Source organism: Nocardiopsis sp. L17-MgMaSL7 (assembly GCF_003182025.1).
Lineage (GTDB): Bacteria > Actinomycetota > Actinomycetes > Streptosporangiales > Streptosporangiaceae > Nocardiopsis > Nocardiopsis prasina.
In genome coordinates this window covers 29,635-48,714 of the sequence record NZ_QGTF01000016.1, presented here as the reverse complement: position 1 = coordinate 48,714, position 19,080 = coordinate 29,635, and the positions used below count along the sequence as shown (strand labels likewise).

Annotated in this window: 14 protein-coding genes; 5 read left to right on the top strand and 9 right to left on the bottom strand. The window is 69.5% G+C overall.

Translation table 11 applies throughout. The features are described 5' to 3' along the window. Positions 1–65 precede the first annotated feature (65 nt). From BDW27_RS23310 to BDW27_RS23290, 5 genes are all read right to left on the bottom strand, one after another. Positions 66–2,756: a sensor histidine kinase gene (locus BDW27_RS23310; RefSeq protein WP_110051731.1), complete on the bottom strand. Its 2,691-nt coding sequence runs from the start codon at positions 2,754–2,756 to the stop codon at positions 66–68. 164 nt (positions 2,757–2,920) lie between these two features. After that, positions 2,921–3,769, bottom strand: coding sequence for an ABC transporter permease (locus BDW27_RS23305; protein ID WP_110051729.1), 849 nt, complete (start codon positions 3,767–3,769; stop codon positions 2,921–2,923). A 125-nt stretch (positions 3,770–3,894) separates the two neighbouring features. Next, a complete protein-coding gene (locus tag BDW27_RS23300; protein WP_110051728.1) occupies positions 3,895–4,899 on the bottom strand; it encodes an ABC transporter ATP-binding protein in 1,005 nt (334 codons plus the stop codon). Positions 4,900–5,586: 687 nt separating this feature from the next. Further along, positions 5,587–6,186 (bottom strand): TetR/AcrR family transcriptional regulator, encoded by a 600-nt coding sequence (locus BDW27_RS23295; RefSeq protein WP_110051726.1) that lies wholly within the window; start codon positions 6,184–6,186, stop codon positions 5,587–5,589. Between the two features lie 209 nt (positions 6,187–6,395). After that, complete coding sequence (locus BDW27_RS23290) at positions 6,396–8,615, bottom strand: (Fe-S)-binding protein (protein ID WP_017544274.1); 2,220 nt, start codon at positions 8,613–8,615, stop codon at positions 6,396–6,398. Positions 8,616–9,158: 543 nt separating this feature from the next. Between BDW27_RS23290 and dnaK the strand changes: the two genes are divergently transcribed. The 5 genes from dnaK to clpB all read left to right on the top strand — a co-directional run bounded on the left by dnaK (position 9,159) and on the right by clpB (position 16,310). Beyond that, the gene (gene dnaK, locus BDW27_RS23285; RefSeq protein ID WP_017544275.1) at positions 9,159–11,015 is read left to right on the top strand and encodes a molecular chaperone DnaK; all 1,857 of its coding nucleotides are present in this window, start codon (positions 9,159–9,161) and stop codon (positions 11,013–11,015) included. A 44-nt stretch (positions 11,016–11,059) separates the two neighbouring features. Continuing rightward, positions 11,060–11,794: a nucleotide exchange factor GrpE gene (grpE, locus tag BDW27_RS23280; RefSeq protein ID WP_017544276.1), complete on the top strand. Its 735-nt coding sequence runs from the start codon at positions 11,060–11,062 to the stop codon at positions 11,792–11,794. Between the two features lie 149 nt (positions 11,795–11,943). Further along, positions 11,944–13,101 (top strand): molecular chaperone DnaJ, encoded by a 1,158-nt coding sequence (gene dnaJ / locus BDW27_RS23275; RefSeq protein WP_017544277.1) that lies wholly within the window; start codon positions 11,944–11,946, stop codon positions 13,099–13,101. Beyond that, the gene (locus tag BDW27_RS23270; RefSeq protein WP_017544278.1) at positions 13,098–13,622 is read left to right on the top strand and encodes a heat shock protein transcriptional repressor HspR; all 525 of its coding nucleotides are present in this window, start codon (positions 13,098–13,100) and stop codon (positions 13,620–13,622) included. The genes dnaJ and BDW27_RS23270 overlap by 4 nt, the downstream gene beginning before the upstream one ends. Positions 13,623–13,709: 87 nt before the next feature. Further along, positions 13,710–16,310, top strand: coding sequence for an ATP-dependent chaperone ClpB (gene clpB / locus BDW27_RS23265; protein ID WP_110051724.1), 2,601 nt, complete (start codon positions 13,710–13,712; stop codon positions 16,308–16,310). A 41-nt stretch (positions 16,311–16,351) separates the two neighbouring features. On the opposite strand, the gene BDW27_RS23260 is transcribed toward clpB, so the two are convergent. The 4 genes from BDW27_RS23260 to BDW27_RS23245 form a co-directional block, all read right to left on the bottom strand. Further along, positions 16,352–16,579: a hypothetical protein gene (locus BDW27_RS23260; RefSeq protein ID WP_049566710.1), complete on the bottom strand. Its 228-nt coding sequence runs from the start codon at positions 16,577–16,579 to the stop codon at positions 16,352–16,354. Between the two features lie 221 nt (positions 16,580–16,800). Next, complete coding sequence (locus BDW27_RS23255; RefSeq protein WP_110051722.1) at positions 16,801–17,514, bottom strand: VOC family protein; 714 nt, start codon at positions 17,512–17,514, stop codon at positions 16,801–16,803. 469 nt (positions 17,515–17,983) lie between these two features. Further along, complete coding sequence (locus tag BDW27_RS27890; protein ID WP_233515895.1) at positions 17,984–18,433, bottom strand: hypothetical protein; 450 nt, start codon at positions 18,431–18,433, stop codon at positions 17,984–17,986. Further along, positions 18,430–18,984, bottom strand: a complete 555-nt coding sequence (locus BDW27_RS23245; RefSeq protein WP_110051719.1) for an ATP-binding protein — start codon at positions 18,982–18,984, stop codon at positions 18,430–18,432. The genes BDW27_RS27890 and BDW27_RS23245 overlap by 4 nt, the downstream gene beginning before the upstream one ends. Between the last annotated feature and the right edge of the window lie 96 nt (positions 18,985–19,080).

Here is a 19,080-nt window from a genome sequence, read left to right as displayed (position 1 = left end):
GCCGCCCGTGACCCGGCACGCGGCTCCGCACGGACGCGGTCCCCGGAGCACCGTTCGAGGGTCGGTCAGAACGGGATCACGGCGCGGAGAAGGAAGCCGCCGTCCCTGGTCCTGGCCCGGGACAGAGTCCCCCCGGCCAGGGCGACCCGCTCGGAGAGCCCCGCCAGTCCGTTGCCGTCACTGCCCCCGGGCGTCCGCGCCCTCGCGCTGTCGTTGTGCACCTCCACGACCAGTCCCCTCGACACGTTCGCGCCGTCCCTGGTGAGCCGGAAGCTGATCTGGCACTCCCGCGCGTCGCTGTGCCGCAGGACGTTCGTGGCGCCCTCGCGGACCACCCAGGCGGCCAGCCCGGCGACCTCCGACGGGAGTTCCAGGCCCTCCAGGCCGGTGACCACGGTCCGCGTTCCACCCGAGTCCAGGACGGCGCCGACCGCTGCCACCTCCCCCTCCAGGTCGGCCTCCCGGTCACCGCTCACCGCGGACCTCATCTGCTGGAGCGCCTGCCCCGCCAGCCCCTGGACCTCGGCGATCTCGGTGAGGGCCCGGTCCGGGGCCCGGTCCACGAGCCGCCCGGCCAGCTGCGCCTTGACCGCCAGCGCGGAGAGGCTGTGGCCCAGCAGGTCGTGCATGTCCCGCGCGAAGCGGAGCCGTTCCTGGGTCACCGCGAGCTGGGCGCGGGCCCTCTGTCCGGCGACCGCCTCCCGGCTGATGTCCCAGAGCCAGATCGTGCCGAAGGTGCTGAAGAGGAAGGTCAGGGCCACGATCACCGCCAGCAGCCAGACCAGTCCGTAGACGAGGGGGTTGAATCCGTTCGGTTCGAGGACCGCGGAGAAGGTCGGGATCAGTGGCAGCGGCGCGAACAACAACAGGACGGTGACCACCACGCCGGGCCAACGCGTGGTGAAGAGGACTCCGGTCCCCCACCAGGCGCCCATCATGATCAGCGCCACGGCTGGGTTGTTCAGGAACACCGCGCCCATCAGGAGCAGCACCACGGAGAGCCAGAACAGGCCCGGACTGGGTCTGCGGTTACCATCCAGCCGCTCCCGGAGCAGGCGGATGAGCAGACCCGCGACCACCACGGTGAGGAGCGTGCCGACCACCGAGGACCAGAGTGGAAGACCGTACTCGGCGCTGGCGACGAGATCCATGAGGGCCAGCACCACGAGCAGCAGGCTGTTGAAACCGATCAGAGCCATGGTGATCCGCCGGGAGAGGCGGACCCGCCGGTCGTTGGCCAGTTCGTTCAGCAGTTCCGTGTCGGCTTCCTGCGGTGTCGTCTCCTCGGAGGGCTCGGGCACGACCAGGGCCGTCGCGGGCACGGGGCCGCTCGGCGCCGGATTCGCCCCGTTCTCGCTCGCCCCGTTCTCGCTCGCGCCGACCAGGCGGGGTGCCGGACCGTCCGCCAAGGGAAGGGTGGCCCGCAGCAGAAAGCCGCCGTCGTCCGTCCGGGTCGCCTCCAGCGTGCCGCCGCCACCGGCGATCCGCTCGGCCAGACCTGCCAGACCGCTGTCGGACCCCACCCCGGACGGGGCACCCTCCCGCGCCCGGTCGTTCCTCAGCTCCACGACCAGTTCGCCGAGGCCGGGAGCGGATCCGGGTTTCTCCGCGAAGGCGATCCGGCAGTTCTGGGCGCGGCTGTGCCGCAGGACGTTGGTTCCGCCCTCCCGCACCACCCAGGCGGCCAGGGCCGCCGTGTCCGCTGGCGGGTTCAGGCCCGTCAGGCCGGTGACAGCGGTGACGGTCCCGTTGGCCTCCAGGACCGCGCGGACCGAGTTCACCTCCGCGTCGAGGTCGATGTCCCGGTACCCCCGGACCACCGAGCGCACCTGTCTCAGCGTGGTCCGCGCCAGTTCGTGGACCTGGCCGATCTCCCGCTCGGCCGCCTCCGGGTCGGTCCGCACGTGCCGTCCCGCCTGACCGGCGCCGATGCGCAGCGCGTCGAGCCGGTGCCACAGCAGCTCACGGATCTGGTTGGTGAAGCGGAGCCGTTCCCCGTCCACCGCCAGCTGGGCGCGGGCCTGCTGGCCCTCGGTCACCCGCCGGATGCCGTCCCACAGCCAGATCGTGTAGAGACAGCCGATCCACAGGAAGCCCGCCCAGAAGAGCATGATCAGGCCGTGCCCCGCCAGACTGCCGAGGATCCCCAGGGGGCCGCCGAGACCGCCCGGTCCGGGCAACAGCGCTGTCCGCATCGGCGTGACCAGCGCGTTCACCACCGTCACGGCGATCCCGCCACCCGTGAGGTACAGCAGCTCGCGCCGGGAGGACAGGAAGGCGAGCAGCACCCAGGCCGAGGCGGCTATCCCGAGGACGCTCGGGGTGTGCCAGAGGAACAGGAACACGACCAGGAGCAGGGCGACGGTGCTCCAGTACAGGATCCGGTTCGGTCGGACTCTGCCGTCCAACCGCTCCCGGATCATGCGGAACATCGCCAGGGCGCACAGGACCGAGGCAACGAACAGTGCGACCGTGCGGACCACGGCGAGCCCGAGGACGTAGTCAGGCTGGCCGTCGAGGACGCCCCCGGCGTAGGAGAGGTCCACCAGGAGCCCGGTCCCGGCCCAGAAGGGAACCAGGAACGGGAACGCCGCCATGCTGTACAGGCAGTACAGTCGCGCCCGCCGGATCCTGCGCGCGAAACCCGCGCTCATCCCCGGTGGCGCGGGCGTCTCGGCGCCCCGGCCCGCCGGAGCCGTGGCACCACCGTTCTCCGGCGCCGCCACGGACGCCGCGCGCCCGCCCTGCTCCCCCACGTCCGCCTCCCGCTTCCCCCGGCGCTTTTCACCGGACTCCAACGTAAGGGCGGAGCACCCCTCCACGACCGTTGTCCACAGGCCGGATCTCCTCCGGGCCCCATGCGCGGCGGAGCCGGGTGGCCCCGTCCCGGCCTCCCGGCTCCGCCCCCTCGACCCGCTGCCTACGGCTGGCGGGGGTCCCACCTGAAGTAGCGCCGCACCAGCAGCGACAGCACCACGATCCAGGCCAGCATCACGGCGAGCGACGGGAGCGCACTGCCCCACAGGGCGGCGGCGCCCACCGCCTCGGCGCCCTCGTACCCGCCGAACACGTCATAGCCGGTGTAGGCCGCCTGCGCCATCTCGGCCGCCGGGGCGACCGGAAGGAACTGGGCGACCAGGCGGACGGGCTCGGGCATCAGGTCGAGCGGGAAGAAGACACCGCCCGTGAGGAGGAGCCCCATCATGGGGACCACGGAGAACATCTGAGCCGACTCGGCGCTGCGCACCATGGGAGTGATCAGCAGGCCCACCAGGCTCATCGCGACCGCGCTCAGCAGCACCGCGGCCACCAGCATCACGGGGTCGGCGGGCAGGCTCCCGCCGAGCGCGGCGACCGCGCCGAGGATCAGGACCGACATCGCCAGGGAGAACAGGACGACGACCACCGTCACGCTGCCGAAGATCGCCGTCTGCGGGATCCCGCTCACCCGGAGCCGCTTGAGTACCAGGGCCTCACGGCGGGCGGCGAACACGTTGGAGGGGTGTCCGATCCCCAGCATCAGGCCGATGCCGATGACGGCCGACGCCAGGGTGAGGTCGTGGGTGGTGAAGTCCCCGAAGACCGGAGCGCTGGGCGTGGACAGCAGCGGCATGAAGAGGATCAGCGGCATCACCAGGTACATCAGAGCTGTCTTGTACCGCACGAAGAGGGTGAACTCCGTGCGGGCCAGGCGCAGGGTCCGCTTCAGGGTGCTGGGAGAGGTCCGGTCAACGCTCGGGGCCGGGGGCCGGGTGGTGGTCGTGGTCATGGTGTCTCCTGGGTTCTGGTGCCGGGGTCGCGCGGCGGCGCGTGGTCCCGGTGACGGGGCGGGGTCGGAAGGGGACGGCCACTGGTGCCGCCGGGGTCCGTGCGGCACGCGCCGGACCCGCCTCCTCACGGGGTGACGAGGTCCGCGGCGCCGTCCGCGACCTGGAGGAAGACGTCCTCCAGGGAGGCGCCGCGCACCTGGAGGTGCTGGAGGACGACCCCCTGTTCGGCCGACCACGCGACCAGCGCGGCGACCGCGCGGTGGGCGCGCTCGGCCACGTCCCCGCCCGTGACGGTGTAGGTGGCCCACAACTCCTGGTCGCGGGTCTCCACCTCGATCGTGGCTCCGTCCACGTCGGGCAGGTCGGCCGTGCGCACGTCGCCGGGGAGCAGGAAGCTCACCCGGTCGCCCCAGCCCGCGAGCACCCCGGCCAGGGTGCCCTCCACCCGGATCTCGCCCCGGTGCATGATGGCGAGCCGGTCGGCGAGGCGTTCGGCCTCCTCCAGGTAGTGCGTGGTGAGCAGGACCGCCACCCCGCTCTCCTTGAGGTCGTTGATGATCCGCCAGGTCTCGTGCCGCGCCTCGGGGTCCATACCGGTCGTGGGTTCGTCGAGGTAGAGGACCTCGGGCCGGGTCAGCAGCGCCGAGCCCAGGTCGAGACGGCGCTTCTGACCGCCGGAGAGCTGCCGGACGCGCAGGCCGCGCTTGTCCGTGAGGTTGACCAGGCGGAGGATCTCCTCGACGTCCCGGGGCGAGGCGGCGAGGTCGCTGGTGAGCCTGAGGCTCTCGTCCACGCTCAGATCCTCCAGGAGCCCGCTGCCCTGGAGGACGGCGTTGACCCGCTCCCGCACGCCGGGGGGCTGACCGAAGGGGTCCTGTCCGAAGACACGGACCGTCCCGGAGCTGGGCCGCCGGAAACCCTCCAGCGTCTCGATGGTGGTGGTCTTCCCGGCGCCGTTGGTCCCGAGCAGGGCGAAGAGCTCGCCGGGCCGGATCTCGAAGGAGACACCCCGGACCGCCTCGAAGTCGCCGTAGTGCTGGTGGAGGTCGCTGACGACCACCGAGGGCCCCGTGGTCGACGTGGGGTCCTGGGTCGCGGCGGCCGGTCCGGTGTGCTCTGTCGTCGTCATGCCACCAGAGTCCCGCGAACCGGGCCCCGGCTGACAGACGCCGCTGTCACCCCTCGCCGATGACACTTCATCCGCCCCCGTCGCTGACAAATGTCATCCCGGGGCCCGTCCGCGTTCCGCCCCACGGTTCCGGCCCCTCCGCCGGACCGCGGGAACACGGCCGCGTTCGTGCGTGCCCCTTCGTCAACTCACGTACGAGCGCGGCCGTCGCCGCCGGTCGGGGGCGCGCCCGTCCCCTCACAACGCGATGCCGGGCGCGACCCCTCGGCGGTCACCAACGTTCTACACGACTCGGACCGGGCGCGCCGGTGGAATACGGCAATTCCGACGAGTGGATTCCCGACACCGCGAGCATTGGTTGCTTTCTTCTTGGGAAACATCGTCCCGAGGACGCCATCCCGAGTCGGGCGCAGACCGAACGCTGGTACGAATGACACCACCCCACGACCTCCGGACACCGAGAACCCCGCACTGATCAGGGAAGACGGAAATCCTCACCGACCCCTCGGAAATACGACCCCCCGCCGAACACACGATCCGGGAAAGGTTTTACCGACACCTCCCAGGAATTCCTCCACTCCAAGAAAAACGCTGGTCAGGACCACGACTGGAAGGGACGATCCCGTCGTGAACCCGTTCCGGGACCAAGGACACCAATCACGTCCCGACCGTTTCCCGCCGCTTGGCTCAGGCGGTGACCAGCCGGACCGCCGACTCCACCGCGGCGCGCTGCGGTGACAGGTCGGCCCCCTCGGGCAGGCGCGCGCAGGTGAGCCACAGGCCGTCCATGAGCACCATCAGCAGTTCCGCCGCCGCCTCCGGCTCCTGCCCCGGGGCGAGCTCACCCTGGTCCCTCGCGTACTCCAGGGCGACGCGGAGGTGCCCCCTGGCCTGGGTGTCCAGTTCGGCCAGCACTCCGGCGAAGACCGGGTCCACGGCCGCGCGTGCGTAGAAGGCGGCCCAGATCCGCGTCTGGGCCCGGCGCCGCTCGTCGGTGGGAAGCAGGTCCAGGAGCACCTGCCGTAGCCCCTCAGCGACGGTGAGGGCCACCGGACCGACCCGGAACCGGCCGAAGCGCGCGGACACCTCCTCGACGGAGGCACGCAGCGCGAAGTGCAGCAGTTCGTCCTTGGTGGCGAACTCCCGTTGCACGGCGCCCACGGACAGCCCCGCCTCGGCGGCGACCACCCGCACGCTGACCCCTTCGAGCCCCTCCCGGGCGGCGATGCGGTGGATCGCCTCGGCGACCCGATCCCGTCGGGCTTCCCTGTCTACGACCTTCGGCACGGGGTCATTCTGGCACACCCCCGCTTTTTTGATACACCCGTATCGACTGGAGGACCCCTGGGAGGCCACCGGAAACGGGCTGGTCGGACCGGGGCCTGGCCACCCGACCCGGACACGCGAAGGGGCGGGGTGCGCGCGTGGCACCCCGCCCCCTCCCGAACTCTGATCGCGGCCCTCACCGCACCGGGACCCACCCCGGCGAAGGACGGCTACTGGGCGTCGGCGGTCTCCTTCTCCTCGCCCGGGGCCGGGTTCTCACCCTTGACCGAACGCAGCAGCAGCTGGGAGACGTCGACGACCTCCAGCGACTCCTTGGCCTCGCCCGACGACTTCTTCTCGTTGATCGCGTCACCGAGCATGACCTGGCAGAACGGGCAAGCGGTGGAGACGGTGTCCGGGTTCGTGGTCAGCGCCTCGTCCACACGCTCGGTGTTGATGCGCTTGCCGATCCGCTCCTCCATCCACATGCGGGCACCACCGGCGCCACAGCAGAAGCCGCGCTCCTTGTGGCGGTGCATCTCCTGCGTCTTGACGCCGGGCACCTGCGCCATGATGTCGCGCGGGGGCGTGTACACCTTGTTGTGGCGGCCCAGGAAGCACGGGTCGTGGTAGGTGATGTTCTCGTCGATCGAGTTCACCGGGGTGAGCTGCCCCTCCTCAACCAGCTTGGCCAGGAGCTGGCTGTGGTGGATCACCTCGTAGGTGCCGCCCAGCTGCGGGTACTCCTTGGCCAGCGTGTTGAAGCAGTGCGGGCAGCTGGCCACGATCTTCGTGACCCCGGCCTCGTTGAGCGTCTCGACGTTCTGCTGGGCCAGCATCTGGAAGACGTACTCCATGCCGAGGCGGCGCGCCGGGTCACCGGTGCAGGCCTCCATGCCGCCCAGGACGGCGAACTTCACGCCCGCGATGTCCAGCAGCTCGGCGATGGCCTTCGTGGTCTTCTTGGCGCGGTCCTCCAGGGCGCCGGCGCAGCCGACCCAGAACAGGTACTCCGTGCCCTCGGGGAGCTTGTCCTCGACGACCGGGACCTCGACCGGGTTCTCCTGGGAGGCGAGCTCCTCGATCCAGTCCATGCGCCGGTCCTCGGCCATGCCCCACGGGTTGCCCTTGTTCTCAAGGTTCTTGAGCAGGGTGTTGGCCTCGGACGGGAAGTTGGACTCGACCATGACCTGGTAGCGGCGCATGTCCAGGATGTGGTCGATGTGCTCGATGTCGACCGGGCACTGCTCCACGCACGCACCGCAGTTGGTGCAGGCCCACAGCTCGTCGGGGTGGATGACGCCACCCTCCTCCTCGGTGCCGACCAGCGGCTTGTTGAGGAGGGCGAGGACGTCGACTCCGGCGTGGCTGTCGTCGGCGCCCTCGGCGATGGTCTCCTCGGTGATGCCCTTGAGGAGGTAGGGGGCCTTCTCGTAGGTGTGCTTCTGGAGGTCGAGGATGACCTTCTTGGGAGAGAGCGGCTTGCCGGTGTTCCAGGCGGGGCACTGGGACTGGCAGCGGCCGCACTCGGTGCAGCTGGTGAAGTCCAGGAGGCCCTTCCAGGTGAAGTCCTCCAGCTTGCCCGCGCCGAACGGGTCCTCGTCCGGGTCGGCCTCCTCGAAGTCGAGGGGCTTGGTGCCGGACTTGTCCATCATCTGCTTGGCGGCGCCGAGGGTCGGGGTGCCGTCGGCGTTGCGCTTGAAGTAGATGTTGAACGGCGCGATGAAACGGTGCCAGCCGATGCCCATGGTGAGCTTGAAGTACAGGATCGCGAAGAACGCGTAGCTGATGATCAGCTTGAACGCGGCGACCAGGGCGATGGCGGGCTCGGCCACGGCGACGTCGGTCGGCAGGATCGCTCCGACGGCGTGGGAGATCGGGGTGGCCCAGACCGGGAACGGGAAGTCCTCGATGGCGACCTTGAGACCGCGGATCACGAAGATCGAGATCAGCAGGGCCCACAGGTAGGCCTCGACGTAGTACGCGGTCCACGTCTTGGAGTTGTAGAAGCGGGAGTCCCGGCCCTTGCGGTGGGGCCCGTTCAGCAGGCGGTAGACCGTCAGACCGATGATGCTGACGAGGCTGGCCCCGGCGATGACCTCGATGGCCAGGCCGTAGAGGACCCAGTCGTGGATCAGCGGCAGCTTGAAGTGCGGGTAGAAGACCTCACCCTGCGCCTCGATCACCGTGAAGACCAGCAGCGGGAAGGAGACCATCACGAACCAGTGGGCCACACCGACCCACGGCCGCTTCAGCATCCTCGTGTGTCCGAGGATCTCGATGAGCGTCATCGTGAACCGTTGTCCGAACGGTCCCTTCCGCTCCGGCTCCACCGTTCGGCCGACACCCACGGTTCGCACGATCTGGCGAATGGCCAGACCGAACAAGGTGAACGCGACCACGGCGAAGACCGAGGTGATGATGCCCAGCGTCAAGTACAGAGGATGCATCGTCCGTGGCCTCCCATCCTGCTTCCGTCTACCGGTGCGCCACACACCGGTGGTCCCTATTGATGTTACTAGCGAGTAATAGCACGGCGGCCACCGACCCGGAGTCCACCCGCGCGGCGGCGGGTGCCCACGGTAGCCAGTCGCGACGCGACCCGGTTCACGCGGGTGCGAACCGGACACCCCGAACACACCGCACACCCCCATCAAAGCGGACCGGGGGCACGACACGGGCCACCCGACCCCCGGGAGAACCCCCCGCCGTGTCGCGGCACGCCACTCCGCCCGCCCCGCCGAGACCCCCGGAGGCGACCCCGAGACGCCCCCGGCATCCCTGGTTTCCAGGTCAAGGATGTCCCCGAGTTCTCCCGGGGTTCATCCGTTCCCCTCGTGAAATCGGCCCAGGTCGGGAACATCCCCGCGCGGCCACCCGTTGTCAGGGCGTAGGAAGCAACTTGAGTGGGGTCGACTCAACTGACTTGACAGCCCCAACCCGACGAAGCAAAATTACGCCTGAACGACTCAACTTTGACGGAGGAAACAACCATGGCACGTGCGGTCGGAATCGACCTCGGTACGACGAACTCGTGTGTCGCGGTCCTTGAGGGTGGCGAGCCGACGGTCATCACCAACGCCGAGGGCTCCCGCACCACCCCCTCGGTCGTGGCCTTCGCCAAGAACGGCGAGGTGCTCGTCGGCGAGGTGGCCAAGCGTCAGGCCGTCACCAACGTCGACCGGACCATCCGCTCGGTGAAGCGTCACATCGGCACCGACTGGTCGGTGCAGATCGACGACAAGACCTTCAACCCGCAGCAGATCAGCGCCTTCATCCTCCAGAAGCTCAAGCGCGACGCCGAGGCCTACCTGGGCGAGGACGTGACCGACGCGGTCATCACCGTCCCGGCCTACTTCAGCGACTCGCAGCGCCAGGCCACCAAGGAGGCCGGCACGATCGCGGGCCTGAACGTCCTGCGCATCATCAACGAGCCCACCTCGGCCGCGCTCGCCTACCACCTGGAGAAGGAGGACGAGGCGACGATCCTCGTCTACGACCTCGGTGGCGGCACCTTCGACGTCTCCCTCCTCGAGGTGGGCGACGGCGTCGTGGAGGTCAAGGCGACCAACGGCGACAACCACCTCGGCGGCGACGACTGGGACCAGGCGATCGTCGACTGGCTGGTCGAGAAGTTCAAGAACTCCAACGGCGTCGACCTCGCCAAGGACAAGATGGCGCTCCAGCGTCTGCGCGAGGCCGCCGAGAAGGCCAAGATCGAGCTCTCCAGCTCCAGCGAGACGCAGATCAACCTGCCCTACATCACGGCCTCGGCCGAGGGTCCGCTGCACCTGGACGAGAAGCTCACCCGCGCCGAGTTCCAGCGCCTGACCGCCGACCTGGTCGAGCGGACCAAGACCCCGTTCCAGCAGGTCATCAAGGACGCCGGGATCAGCCTGGACCAGATCCACCACGTGGTCCTGGTCGGCGGGTCGACCCGTATGCCCGCCATCGCCGAGCTGGTCAAGGAGATGACCGGCGGCCAGGACCCCAACAAGGGCGTCAACCCGGACGAGGTCGTGGCCATCGGCGCCGCGCTCCAGGCCGGTGTGCTCAAGGGCGAGGTCAAGGACGTCCTGCTGCTGGACGTCACCCCGCTCTCCCTGGGCATCGAGACCAAGGGCGGCGTGTTCACCAAGCTCATCGAGCGCAACACGACCATCCCGACCAAGCGCTCCGAGATCTTCACGACGGCCGACGACAACCAGCCGTCCGTGCAGATCCAGGTGTACCAGGGCGAGCGTGACATCGCCCAGTACAACAAGAAGCTGGGCGTCTTCGACCTGACCGGTCTGCCCCCGGCGCCGCGCGGCGTCCCGCAGATCGAGGTCGCCTTCGACATCGACGCCAACGGCATCGTCAGCGTCACCGCGAAGGACCTGGGCACCGGCAAGGAGCAGTCCGTCACCATCTCCGGTGGTTCGGCGATGTCCAAGGACGACATCGACCAGATGGTCCGCGACGCCGAGCAGTACGCCGAGGAGGACCGCAAGCGCCGCGAGGAGGCCGAGGTCCGCAACAACGCCGAGTCCCTCGTCTACCAGACCGAGAAGGTCATCAAGGACAACGAGGACAAGGTCCCGGCGGACGTGCGTTCCGAGACCGAGGCCGCCGTCGCCGAGCTGAAGACCGCCCTGGAGGGCACCGACACCGAGGCCATCCGCTCCGCGAGCGAGAAGGTCGCGCTGGCCAGCCAGAAGATCGGTTCCGCGATCTACAGCCAGGGCCAGCAGGGTGAGGGCGCCGCTCAGCCCGGTTCCGAGAACGCCGACTCCTCCACCGAGGACGCGGACGTCGTCGACGCCGAGATCGTCGACGAGGACAACGGCAAGGGCAACCAGGGGTCCTGACCCCCGAGGACCGGTGAGAGGCGAGGAAGGAGGGAACGTCGGACATGGCGCCGTCGGACAAGGACAAGAACAACCCCGACTCGGGTGACGAGAACCAGGGTCCGGTGATCCGGGACAACCGCAAGGTCGACCCGGAGACCGGCGAGGCCCGCACCCCCGAGGGTGCGTCCGCCGAGGAGACCACGGCCGCCGAGGAGGAGCCCGAGGTCGTCGAGGTCGAGATCGAGGACGTCCCCGAGGTTCCGGACACCCCGGAGTCCGTGGTGACCGAGGCGATCAACGCGGACGAGCGGGTCATCGAGCTCACCAACGACATCAAGCGGGTGCAGGCGGAGTACGCCAACTACCGCAAGCGTGTCGAGCGCGACCGCGTGGCCGTCCGTGAGGTCGCCACCGCCCAGGTCGTCGGAGAACTCCTGCCGATCCTGGACGACATCGGTCGGGCCCGTGAGCACGACGAGCTCAACGGCGGGTTCAAGGCGGTGGGTGAGGCCCTGGAGGCCACGGCCACCAAGCTGGGCCTGGAGAAGTACGCCGAGCAGGGCGACGAGTTCGACCCGAACGTCCACGAGGCGCTCACCCTGGTCCCGGTTCCGAACATCTCCGTCCAGACGGTGATCGAGGTGTTCCAGCCTGGGTACCGCATGGGTGAGCGGGTTCTGCGCCCCGCCCGCGTGGTGGTCGGCGAGCCGCTGGAGGGCGCGGGGGACGACGAGTCCGCCGCCCCATCCTCGGACGCCGACGACTCCACCGCCGAGAACGGCGAGGACAAGCAGTAACGCCTGCCTCGAGCAGGCAGGCATGGACCCGGCCGTGGCCGACGTGAGAGCGTCGGTCACGGCCCCGGGCCGCCCCCGGCACCCCAGCGGTGCGGGGCCACGTGGAAACATCGGACGCAACCGGCACCAGCGGGAGAAGGCACCAGTCGATGAGCACCAAGGACTACCTGGAGAAGGACTACTACAAGGTCCTGGGAGTCTCAAAGACGGCCTCCAAGGACGAGATCAAGTCGTCCTACCGCAAGTTGGCCCGGGAGAACCACCCGGACGCGAACACCGACGACCCCAAGGCCGAGGACCGCTTCAAGGAGATCTCCGAGGCGTACAACGTCCTGTCGGACGAGAAGCGCCGTAAGGAGTACGACGAGGCGCGCTCCATGTTCGGCGGGTCGTACCGGCCCGGCGGCGCCGGTCCCGGCGGGTTCGACATGAGCGACATCTTCGGTCAGAGCTCCGGCGGAGGGGCCGCGGGCGGCGAGCGCCTGAGCGACATCTTCGGCGGACTGTTCGGCAACCGCGGGCGGGGCGGCACCGCCACCCGCAGCAGGCGGGGCGCCGACGTCGAGACCGAGGCGACACTGACCTTCCGCGAGGCCGCGGACGGGGTGACCCGTTCGTTCCAGCTGAGCAGCGAGGCCCCGTGCCCCACGTGCAAGGGCACGGGAGCGCGCGCCGGCACGGCCCCGCGCATGTGTCCCAAGTGCAGCGGCACCGGACACGACAGCACCAACCTGGGTGGCTTCTCGCTGTCCGAGCCGTGCAGCGAGTGCAAGGGACGCGGCCTCGTGGTCGACGACCCCTGCCCCACCTGCACCGGCAGCGGGCGAGGCAAGAGCACCCGCACCATACAGACCCGCATCCCGGCCGGGGTCAGCGACGGCCAGCGCATCCGTATCAAGGGCAAGGGCGCCCCCGGCGAGCACGGCGGCCCCAACGGTGACCTCTACGTCGTCGTCCACGTGAAGGGACACCCGGTGTTCGGCAGGAACGGCGACAACGTCACCATCACGGTCCCGGTGACCTTCCCCGAGGCGGCCCTGGGCGCCGAGGTCCGGGTCCCCACCCTCAGCGGCTTCCCCGTGACCGTGAAGGTGCCGCCGGGCACCCAGAACGGGCACACGCTGCGGGTCCGCGGCAAGGGCGCCACCCGCAAGGACGGCACCACGGGCAACATGCTCGTCACCTTCGAGGTGGACGTGCCCAAGACACTCAACGGCGACGCCCGCGAGGCTCTGGAGAAGTTCCGCGCGGCGACCTCCGACTACGACCCGCGCGACGGGCTCGAGGCGCGGGCGAAGGGCGCGTGAACAACGTGAACGATCCTGCCTTCGGCGCCGACGCACCGGTCTACGTGATCTCGGTGGCCGCTGAGCTGGCCGGGATGCATCCGCAGACGCTGCGGCAGTACGACCGGCTCGGGATCGTGTCTCCGGGCCGTACCTCCGGCCGGGGCCGCCGGTACTCCATGCGCGACGTACGGACGCTGCGCGAGGTGCAGCGCCTGTCGCAGGAGGAGGGCATCAACCTCGCCGGCATCAAGCGGATCCTGGAGTTGCAGCACGAGGTGGAGCAGCTGCGCGAGCAGGCGTTCCACCTGGCCAACGAGCTTGAGGCGGCCCGCCGGGCGGTGTCCCGGCGGGGCCGTCCGGCCCGTCCCGAGGGCGGGCCGGTACGCGGGGAGCTGGTGCGCCGCACCCGCGTCACGATCTTCAACACCGCCGAGCCCGACGGCGAGCACCCGGACCAGGGCCGCCAGGGCGGGGCGGGCGGCCAGAGTGGCCCCGGCGGCCGGGACGAACCCGAGACGGGCGGTCCGGCCCAGGGCTGACAGACGGGAACCGCGATGCGGGACCCGGCGAGTTCGGCCCCAAGTGATCACTCTGAGTAACTATTTATGTGGAAGGAGTAACCGGACGTGAACTACAAGCTCACGCGGAAGAGCCAGGAGGCCCTGGCCGCGGCGATCCGTGAGGCCACCGCCGACGGCAGCCCGCAGACCGAGCCGCTGCACCTGCTGAACGCCCTGCTCGACCAGGCCGAGGGCATCACCCGACCGCTGCTCAAGGAGGTCGGCGCCAGCCCCGACCAGCTCAAGGACAAGGTCGAGTCCGCCATCGGCGCCCTGCCCAAGGCGGCCGGTTCGACGGTCAGTTCCCCGACCTCCTCGCGCCAGCTCATCGTCTCCATCAACACCGCGGCCCAGCGCGCGCAGCAGATGGAGGACGAGTACGTCTCCACCGAGCACCTGCTGGTCGGTCTGGCCACCGACGGCGGTGAGGCGGCCCGGTTGCTCAACGAGGCCGGGGCGGCGCCGGACACGCTGCTGGAGGCCTTCGAGCGGGTGCGCGGCACCGGCAAGGTCACTTCGGAGAACCCCGAGGACACCTACCAGTCGCTGGAGAAGTTCGGTGTCGACCTCACCGAGCGCGCCCGGGAGGGCAAGGTGGACCCGGTCATCGGACGTGACGGGGAGATCCGCCGGGTCATCCAGGTCCTGAGCCGGCGTACGAAGAACAACCCCGTGCTCATCGGCGAACCCGGCGTGGGCAAGACCGCCGTGGTCGAGGGCCTGGCCCAGCGCATCGTGGCCGGTGACGTCCCGCAGTCGCTGCTCGGAAAGCGCCTGATCAGCCTCGACCTGTCCGCGATGGTGGCGGGCGCCAAGTACCGGGGCGAGTTCGAGGAGCGGCTGAAGGCGGTGCTCTCGGAGATCAAGGAGTCCGAGGGCCAGGTCATCACGTTCATCGACGAACTCCACACCATGGTGGGGGCGGGCGCGGCCGAGGGCGCCATGGACGCGGGCAACATGCTCAAGCCGATGCTGGCCCGGGGCGAGCTGCGCATGGTGGGCGCCACCACCCTGGACGAGTACCGGGAGAAGATCGAGAAGGACCCCGCGCTGGAGCGCCGCTTCCAGCAGGTCATGGTGGGTGAGCCGTCGGCCACGGACACCATCGCGATCCTGCGCGGCCTCAAGGGGCGCTACGAGGCGCACCACAAGGTGCAGATCTCGGACTCCGCCCTGGTGGCCGCCGCGACTCTGTCCGACCGCTACATCACCGCGCGGTTCCTGCCCGACAAGGCGATCGACCTCATCGACGAGGCGGCGTCCCGGCTGCGTATGGAGATCGACTCCAGCCCCGTGGAGATCGACGAACTGCGCCGCACGGTGGACCGCCTCAAGATGGAGGAGATGGCGCTCGACAAGGAGTCCGACCCCGCGAGCCAGCAGCGGCTGGAGCGGCTGCGCGCCGACCTCGCCGACCGCCAGGAGCAGCTCACCGGGCTGGTGGCCCGGTGGGAGCAGGAGAAGGCCGGGCTGAACCGGGTCGGTGACCTCAAGGGCCAGTTGGACGAGATGCGCACCAAGGCCGAGCTGGCCGAGCGCGAGGGCCGCTTCGAGGAGGCCTCCCGGCTGATGTACGGGGACATCCCGCAGCTGGAGAAGCAGGTTGAGGAGGCGTCGAAGGCCGAGGAGAACGCCGAGGCCACCACCGGCGACACCATGGTCAAGGACGAGGTGGGCGCCGACGAGATCGCCGACGTCGTCTCCGCGTGGACCGGCATCCCCGTGGGTCGGCTGATGGAGGGCGAGACCTCCAAGCTGCTCCGCATGGAGGTCGAGCTGGGGCAGCGGCTGATCGGCCAGAAGGACGCCGTGCAGGCGGTGTCCGACGCGGTGCGTCGGGCCCGGGCGGGCATCTCCGACCCGGACCGCCCCACGGGTTCGTTCCTGTTCCTCGGCCCGACCGGTGTGGGCAAGACCGAGCTGGCCAAGGCCCTGGCCGAGTTCCTGTTCGACGACGAGCGCGCGATCGTGCGTATCGACATGAGCGAGTACTCGGAGAAGCACTCGGTGTCCCGGCTCGTGGGCGCGCCCCCCGGGTACGTGGGCTACGAGGAGGGCGGCCAGCTCACCGAGGCCGTGCGGCGCCGCCCGTACACGGTGGTGCTGCTGGACGAGGTGGAGAAGGCCCACCTGGAGGTGTTCGACACCCTGCTTCAGGTGTTGGACGACGGGCGCCTCACCGACGGCCAGGGCCGTCAGGTGGACTTCCGCAACACCATCCTCATCCTCACCTCCAACCTCGGTTCCCCGTTCCTGGTGGACCAGTCACTGGAGGAGGCCACCCGCAGGGAACGCGTCATGGACGTCGTGCGGGCCACGTTCAAGCCGGAGTTCCTCAACCGGCTGGACGACGTGATCATGTTCGACGCGCTGTCCACGGAGGACCTGACCCGGATCGTCGACCTCCAGGTGGACAAGCTGGCCCGGCGTCTGGCCGACCGGCAGTTGTCGCTGGACGTGACCCCGGCGGCCCGGGAGTGGCTCGCCCTGACCGGCTACGACCCGAACTACGGCGCCCGCCCGCTGCGCCGCCTGGTGCAGTCCAGCATCGGCGACCCGCTCGCCCGCGAGCTGCTCTCGGGCGAGCTGACCGAGGGGGACTCCATCCGGGTGGATGTCAACGACTCCCGCGAACGGCTGACGGTGAGCACGAGCAAGGCTGCCTGACCGGCGGCGAGGGACCGCGCGCGGTCCCTCGCCGTCCCGGTTCAGAGGATCAGGAGGATCCCCAGCCCGCTCAGCACCAGACCGACGACGATCGCGGTCCAGGCGTAGCCGGTGAAGCGGGCCCGTTCCTCCTCGTCCTCCTTGCCCATCGCCACCGCCGCGAAGGCCACGCCGACGACGCCGCCGATCAGGTTGCAGCACACGAGCGTGAGGATGGCGACGGTGAGGGCGGCTCCGGGGCTGCTGTCACCGGAGGACGTGTGGGCCATGGGTGCTCCAAGGTCGGGGGATGTCACTCCGTGGGATGCCCTCGGGGGCTCGGTGGTTTGCGGGGACGACCTGTCATTTCTGCACGTTGCCGGAAAACGGACACAGATATCATTGGCCCCTTCGTTCGAGCACTGTCGGCGAAGTACACCGCTCATCAGGCTGAATACGGCATCGCGGGTATCCGATACCGATCGCCCACTCACGGCCCGAACACGAGAACTCAGATCGGCGCTTTCAGAAGCCTGAACTCGTTCCCCGAAGGATCGGTCAGCAGATGCCAGGGGGCCTCGTCCTCGGTTTCCACACGAACCGCGCCCCTTTTCACCAACAGTTCCAGGGCGTCGGCCTCCCGTTCGTCCTCGTCGAGACGCAGGGCCAGGCCCATGAGGTTCGGTTCGGCCGCGGGCTTGGGGCCGAGCTCGTCACAGAACGCCAAGTGGATGCCGAGACCGTGCGGGGGACGCAGCTCCGGTGCATTCCCCTCGGCGGGTGTCCAGCCGGTGATCCGGGCCCAGAAGTCCCGATCAGACCGAGGGCGCGCGGAGTCCACTGGCAGTGATCCCAGTCCGGCTCCTGCCTGCTCATAGCGATCGCCGGGCATCACGCAGAACAGGTTTCCCTCGACGTCGGCCAGCACCTCCCATGCAGCGTCCCCCTGCCCCACGTCGCAGGGGGAGGCGCCCAGGGAGCACAGGGTTCGGGCCCAGGACCGGTGGTCGCTCCCGCCGTTGAGGTCGAGGTGCAGCCGCGTGATGGCCGTCGCGGACCGAGGTGTGGAGGTCGGGACCGCCATGACGCGTAGCGGCACACCCGAGGTCGGGAGCAGCAGGCCGAATGGCTCTCCACGCACGATCGGCACCCTCAGGGCATGCGACCAGAAGCGGGCCAGGATGGAGGGGTCGTCGGCCTGGAGGGTGATCGAGTCCAAGAGCATGGCGTGGAGGGTAACGCGGGGGGCGACCCTCGGAGCGAGCTCCCTCCGCAGTGCTCCTTCAGCTGCGACCACGTGGCCGAAAATGCTCGGGGCCGTCGCTTCCTCACAGAGTGGAAAGCCGCAGCTTACCGATACCAGCCGAGCGGACACCGAGGCAATCACCCAGAAAATGCGCCTCTATTTCTGATAGCCGCGATTGCCCACATTCGCGAGAAGTAGTTAGTCTGACGGAGTTGGGCTATGATTCCGTCGACTTGTGGAGGTGCACATGTGGGATTGGGTGTAACAGCTGATTCTCAGTTACGCGCGGAAATGACGCCTCAGCGCTCGTGAACGCGCAGGCCAACGAGACTGCCCCCGCGCCTGTGGGGGACCCGGCGGCCCTCAGAACTCTCTGGGGGCCGTTCTGCTTCTCGCAAGCGGGGACGGTCGGGGCCCGGTGAGTTCCGGGCCCCGACCTCCGGTCGGTTCAGGTCAGGATGCCGGTGTGGTGGGTGAGGTTCTGACCCAGGACTTCCAGGGTGTTCAGGCCCAGGAGGAGGGTGGAACCGATGGCGGTGGCGGGCCATCCCCACCACGGGCGAGGTGCCCTGTGGCGGCCCCGGGGCAAAGCGGGTTCCGGCTCGGCAAGGGATGCGGCCTCGGCCGCTTTTTGCGCGGCCTGCTCGCGGTGCTGGCGAGCCACGCGCACCCAGTGCGGGACGGGGCCGTGTTCGAGCATGTAGGCCCCCCGGGGGTTGTCGCCCATCTGGCGTAGAAGGCGTTCCTGGCGGTCCTGATGCGTCTCGGTCCAGGCGGACTCTGATTGCAGGGCCGGGACGGCGGGCCGGGGTGAACGTGCGTTCGTCCGGGGGAAGCGGTGGCCTCGGGGTGCGGTCAGGACCGACCGGATCTGCGCGCTGACCTGAGATCCGCTCATCGTGCAGCCCCGCCACAGGTGTCCCCACCGCAGGCCAGTGCGGGGTGGGTGAACTCGGCCCAGATCACAGTGCCCAGCCCGGCGCAGAACGGGAAGTCCAGCACCGGCCGGATCCCCCACCGGGTGGCGAGGTGACCGAGCAGCAGCAGGCCCCGGCCACGTTCGGCCTGATTCCACCCCTTGCGCGTACGACGACGCGGAACCTTCGGAGAAGAGTCCGAGGTGGTGTTGGTGCGGGTGCCGTCATCGATGATCGAGACACGGACCGTGCCCGGACGGGGCAGTTCCAGGGTCCGCACGACCTGTCCGTCGGGGTCCTGCCCCGAACGGGAGTGCTCGCAGGCGTTGGCGAACATCTCGCTCAGACACAACACCATCTCCTCCCGCGCCTCGACCGGAAGGCTGGTCATCCGGTTGAGGTCCACGGCAAGGTCGGCGCGGACCTGGCGGATCTGGGTGAGCTGGCCCGGGTAGACGCGGCACTCCCACCGAGGCACGGCGGGTGGGGTGATCGAGTGGTTGGGGGCATGGGTGTGCGGCACAATGGGCATGTCGGCAATCTCTTCTCTTCAACGGGGTGGTGCTTGTCGGCCTGCTCTGGGGGTGTTGTCGCACCCGCCAGAGCTTTTTCATGGAAGGGCTTCGGG

Bases quoted from the DNA above. Each gene is read 5' to 3' on its own strand.
- BDW27_RS23255 (WP_110051722.1), bottom strand. From the start codon at position 17,514: ATGCTCTTGGACTCGATCACCCTCCAGGCCGACGACCCCTCCATCCTG.
- BDW27_RS23305 (WP_110051729.1), bottom strand. From the start codon at position 3,769: ATGACCACGACCACCACCCGGCCCCCGGCCCCGAGCGTTGACCGGACC.
- BDW27_RS23300 (WP_110051728.1), bottom strand. From the start codon at position 4,899: ATGACGACGACAGAGCACACCGGACCGGCCGCCGCGACCCAGGACCCC.
- grpE (WP_017544276.1), top strand. From the start codon at position 11,060: ATGGCGCCGTCGGACAAGGACAAGAACAACCCCGACTCGGGTGACGAG.
- dnaJ (WP_017544277.1), top strand. From the start codon at position 11,944: ATGAGCACCAAGGACTACCTGGAGAAGGACTACTACAAGGTCCTGGGA.
- BDW27_RS23245 (WP_110051719.1), bottom strand. From the start codon at position 18,984: ATGCCCATTGTGCCGCACACCCATGCCCCCAACCACTCGATCACCCCA.
- BDW27_RS27890 (WP_233515895.1), bottom strand. From the start codon at position 18,433: ATGAGCGGATCTCAGGTCAGCGCGCAGATCCGGTCGGTCCTGACCGCA.
- BDW27_RS23260 (WP_049566710.1), bottom strand. From the start codon at position 16,579: ATGGCCCACACGTCCTCCGGTGACAGCAGCCCCGGAGCCGCCCTCACC.
- BDW27_RS23290 (WP_017544274.1), bottom strand. From the start codon at position 8,615: ATGCATCCTCTGTACTTGACGCTGGGCATCATCACCTCGGTCTTCGCC.
- dnaK (WP_017544275.1), top strand. From the start codon at position 9,159: ATGGCACGTGCGGTCGGAATCGACCTCGGTACGACGAACTCGTGTGTC.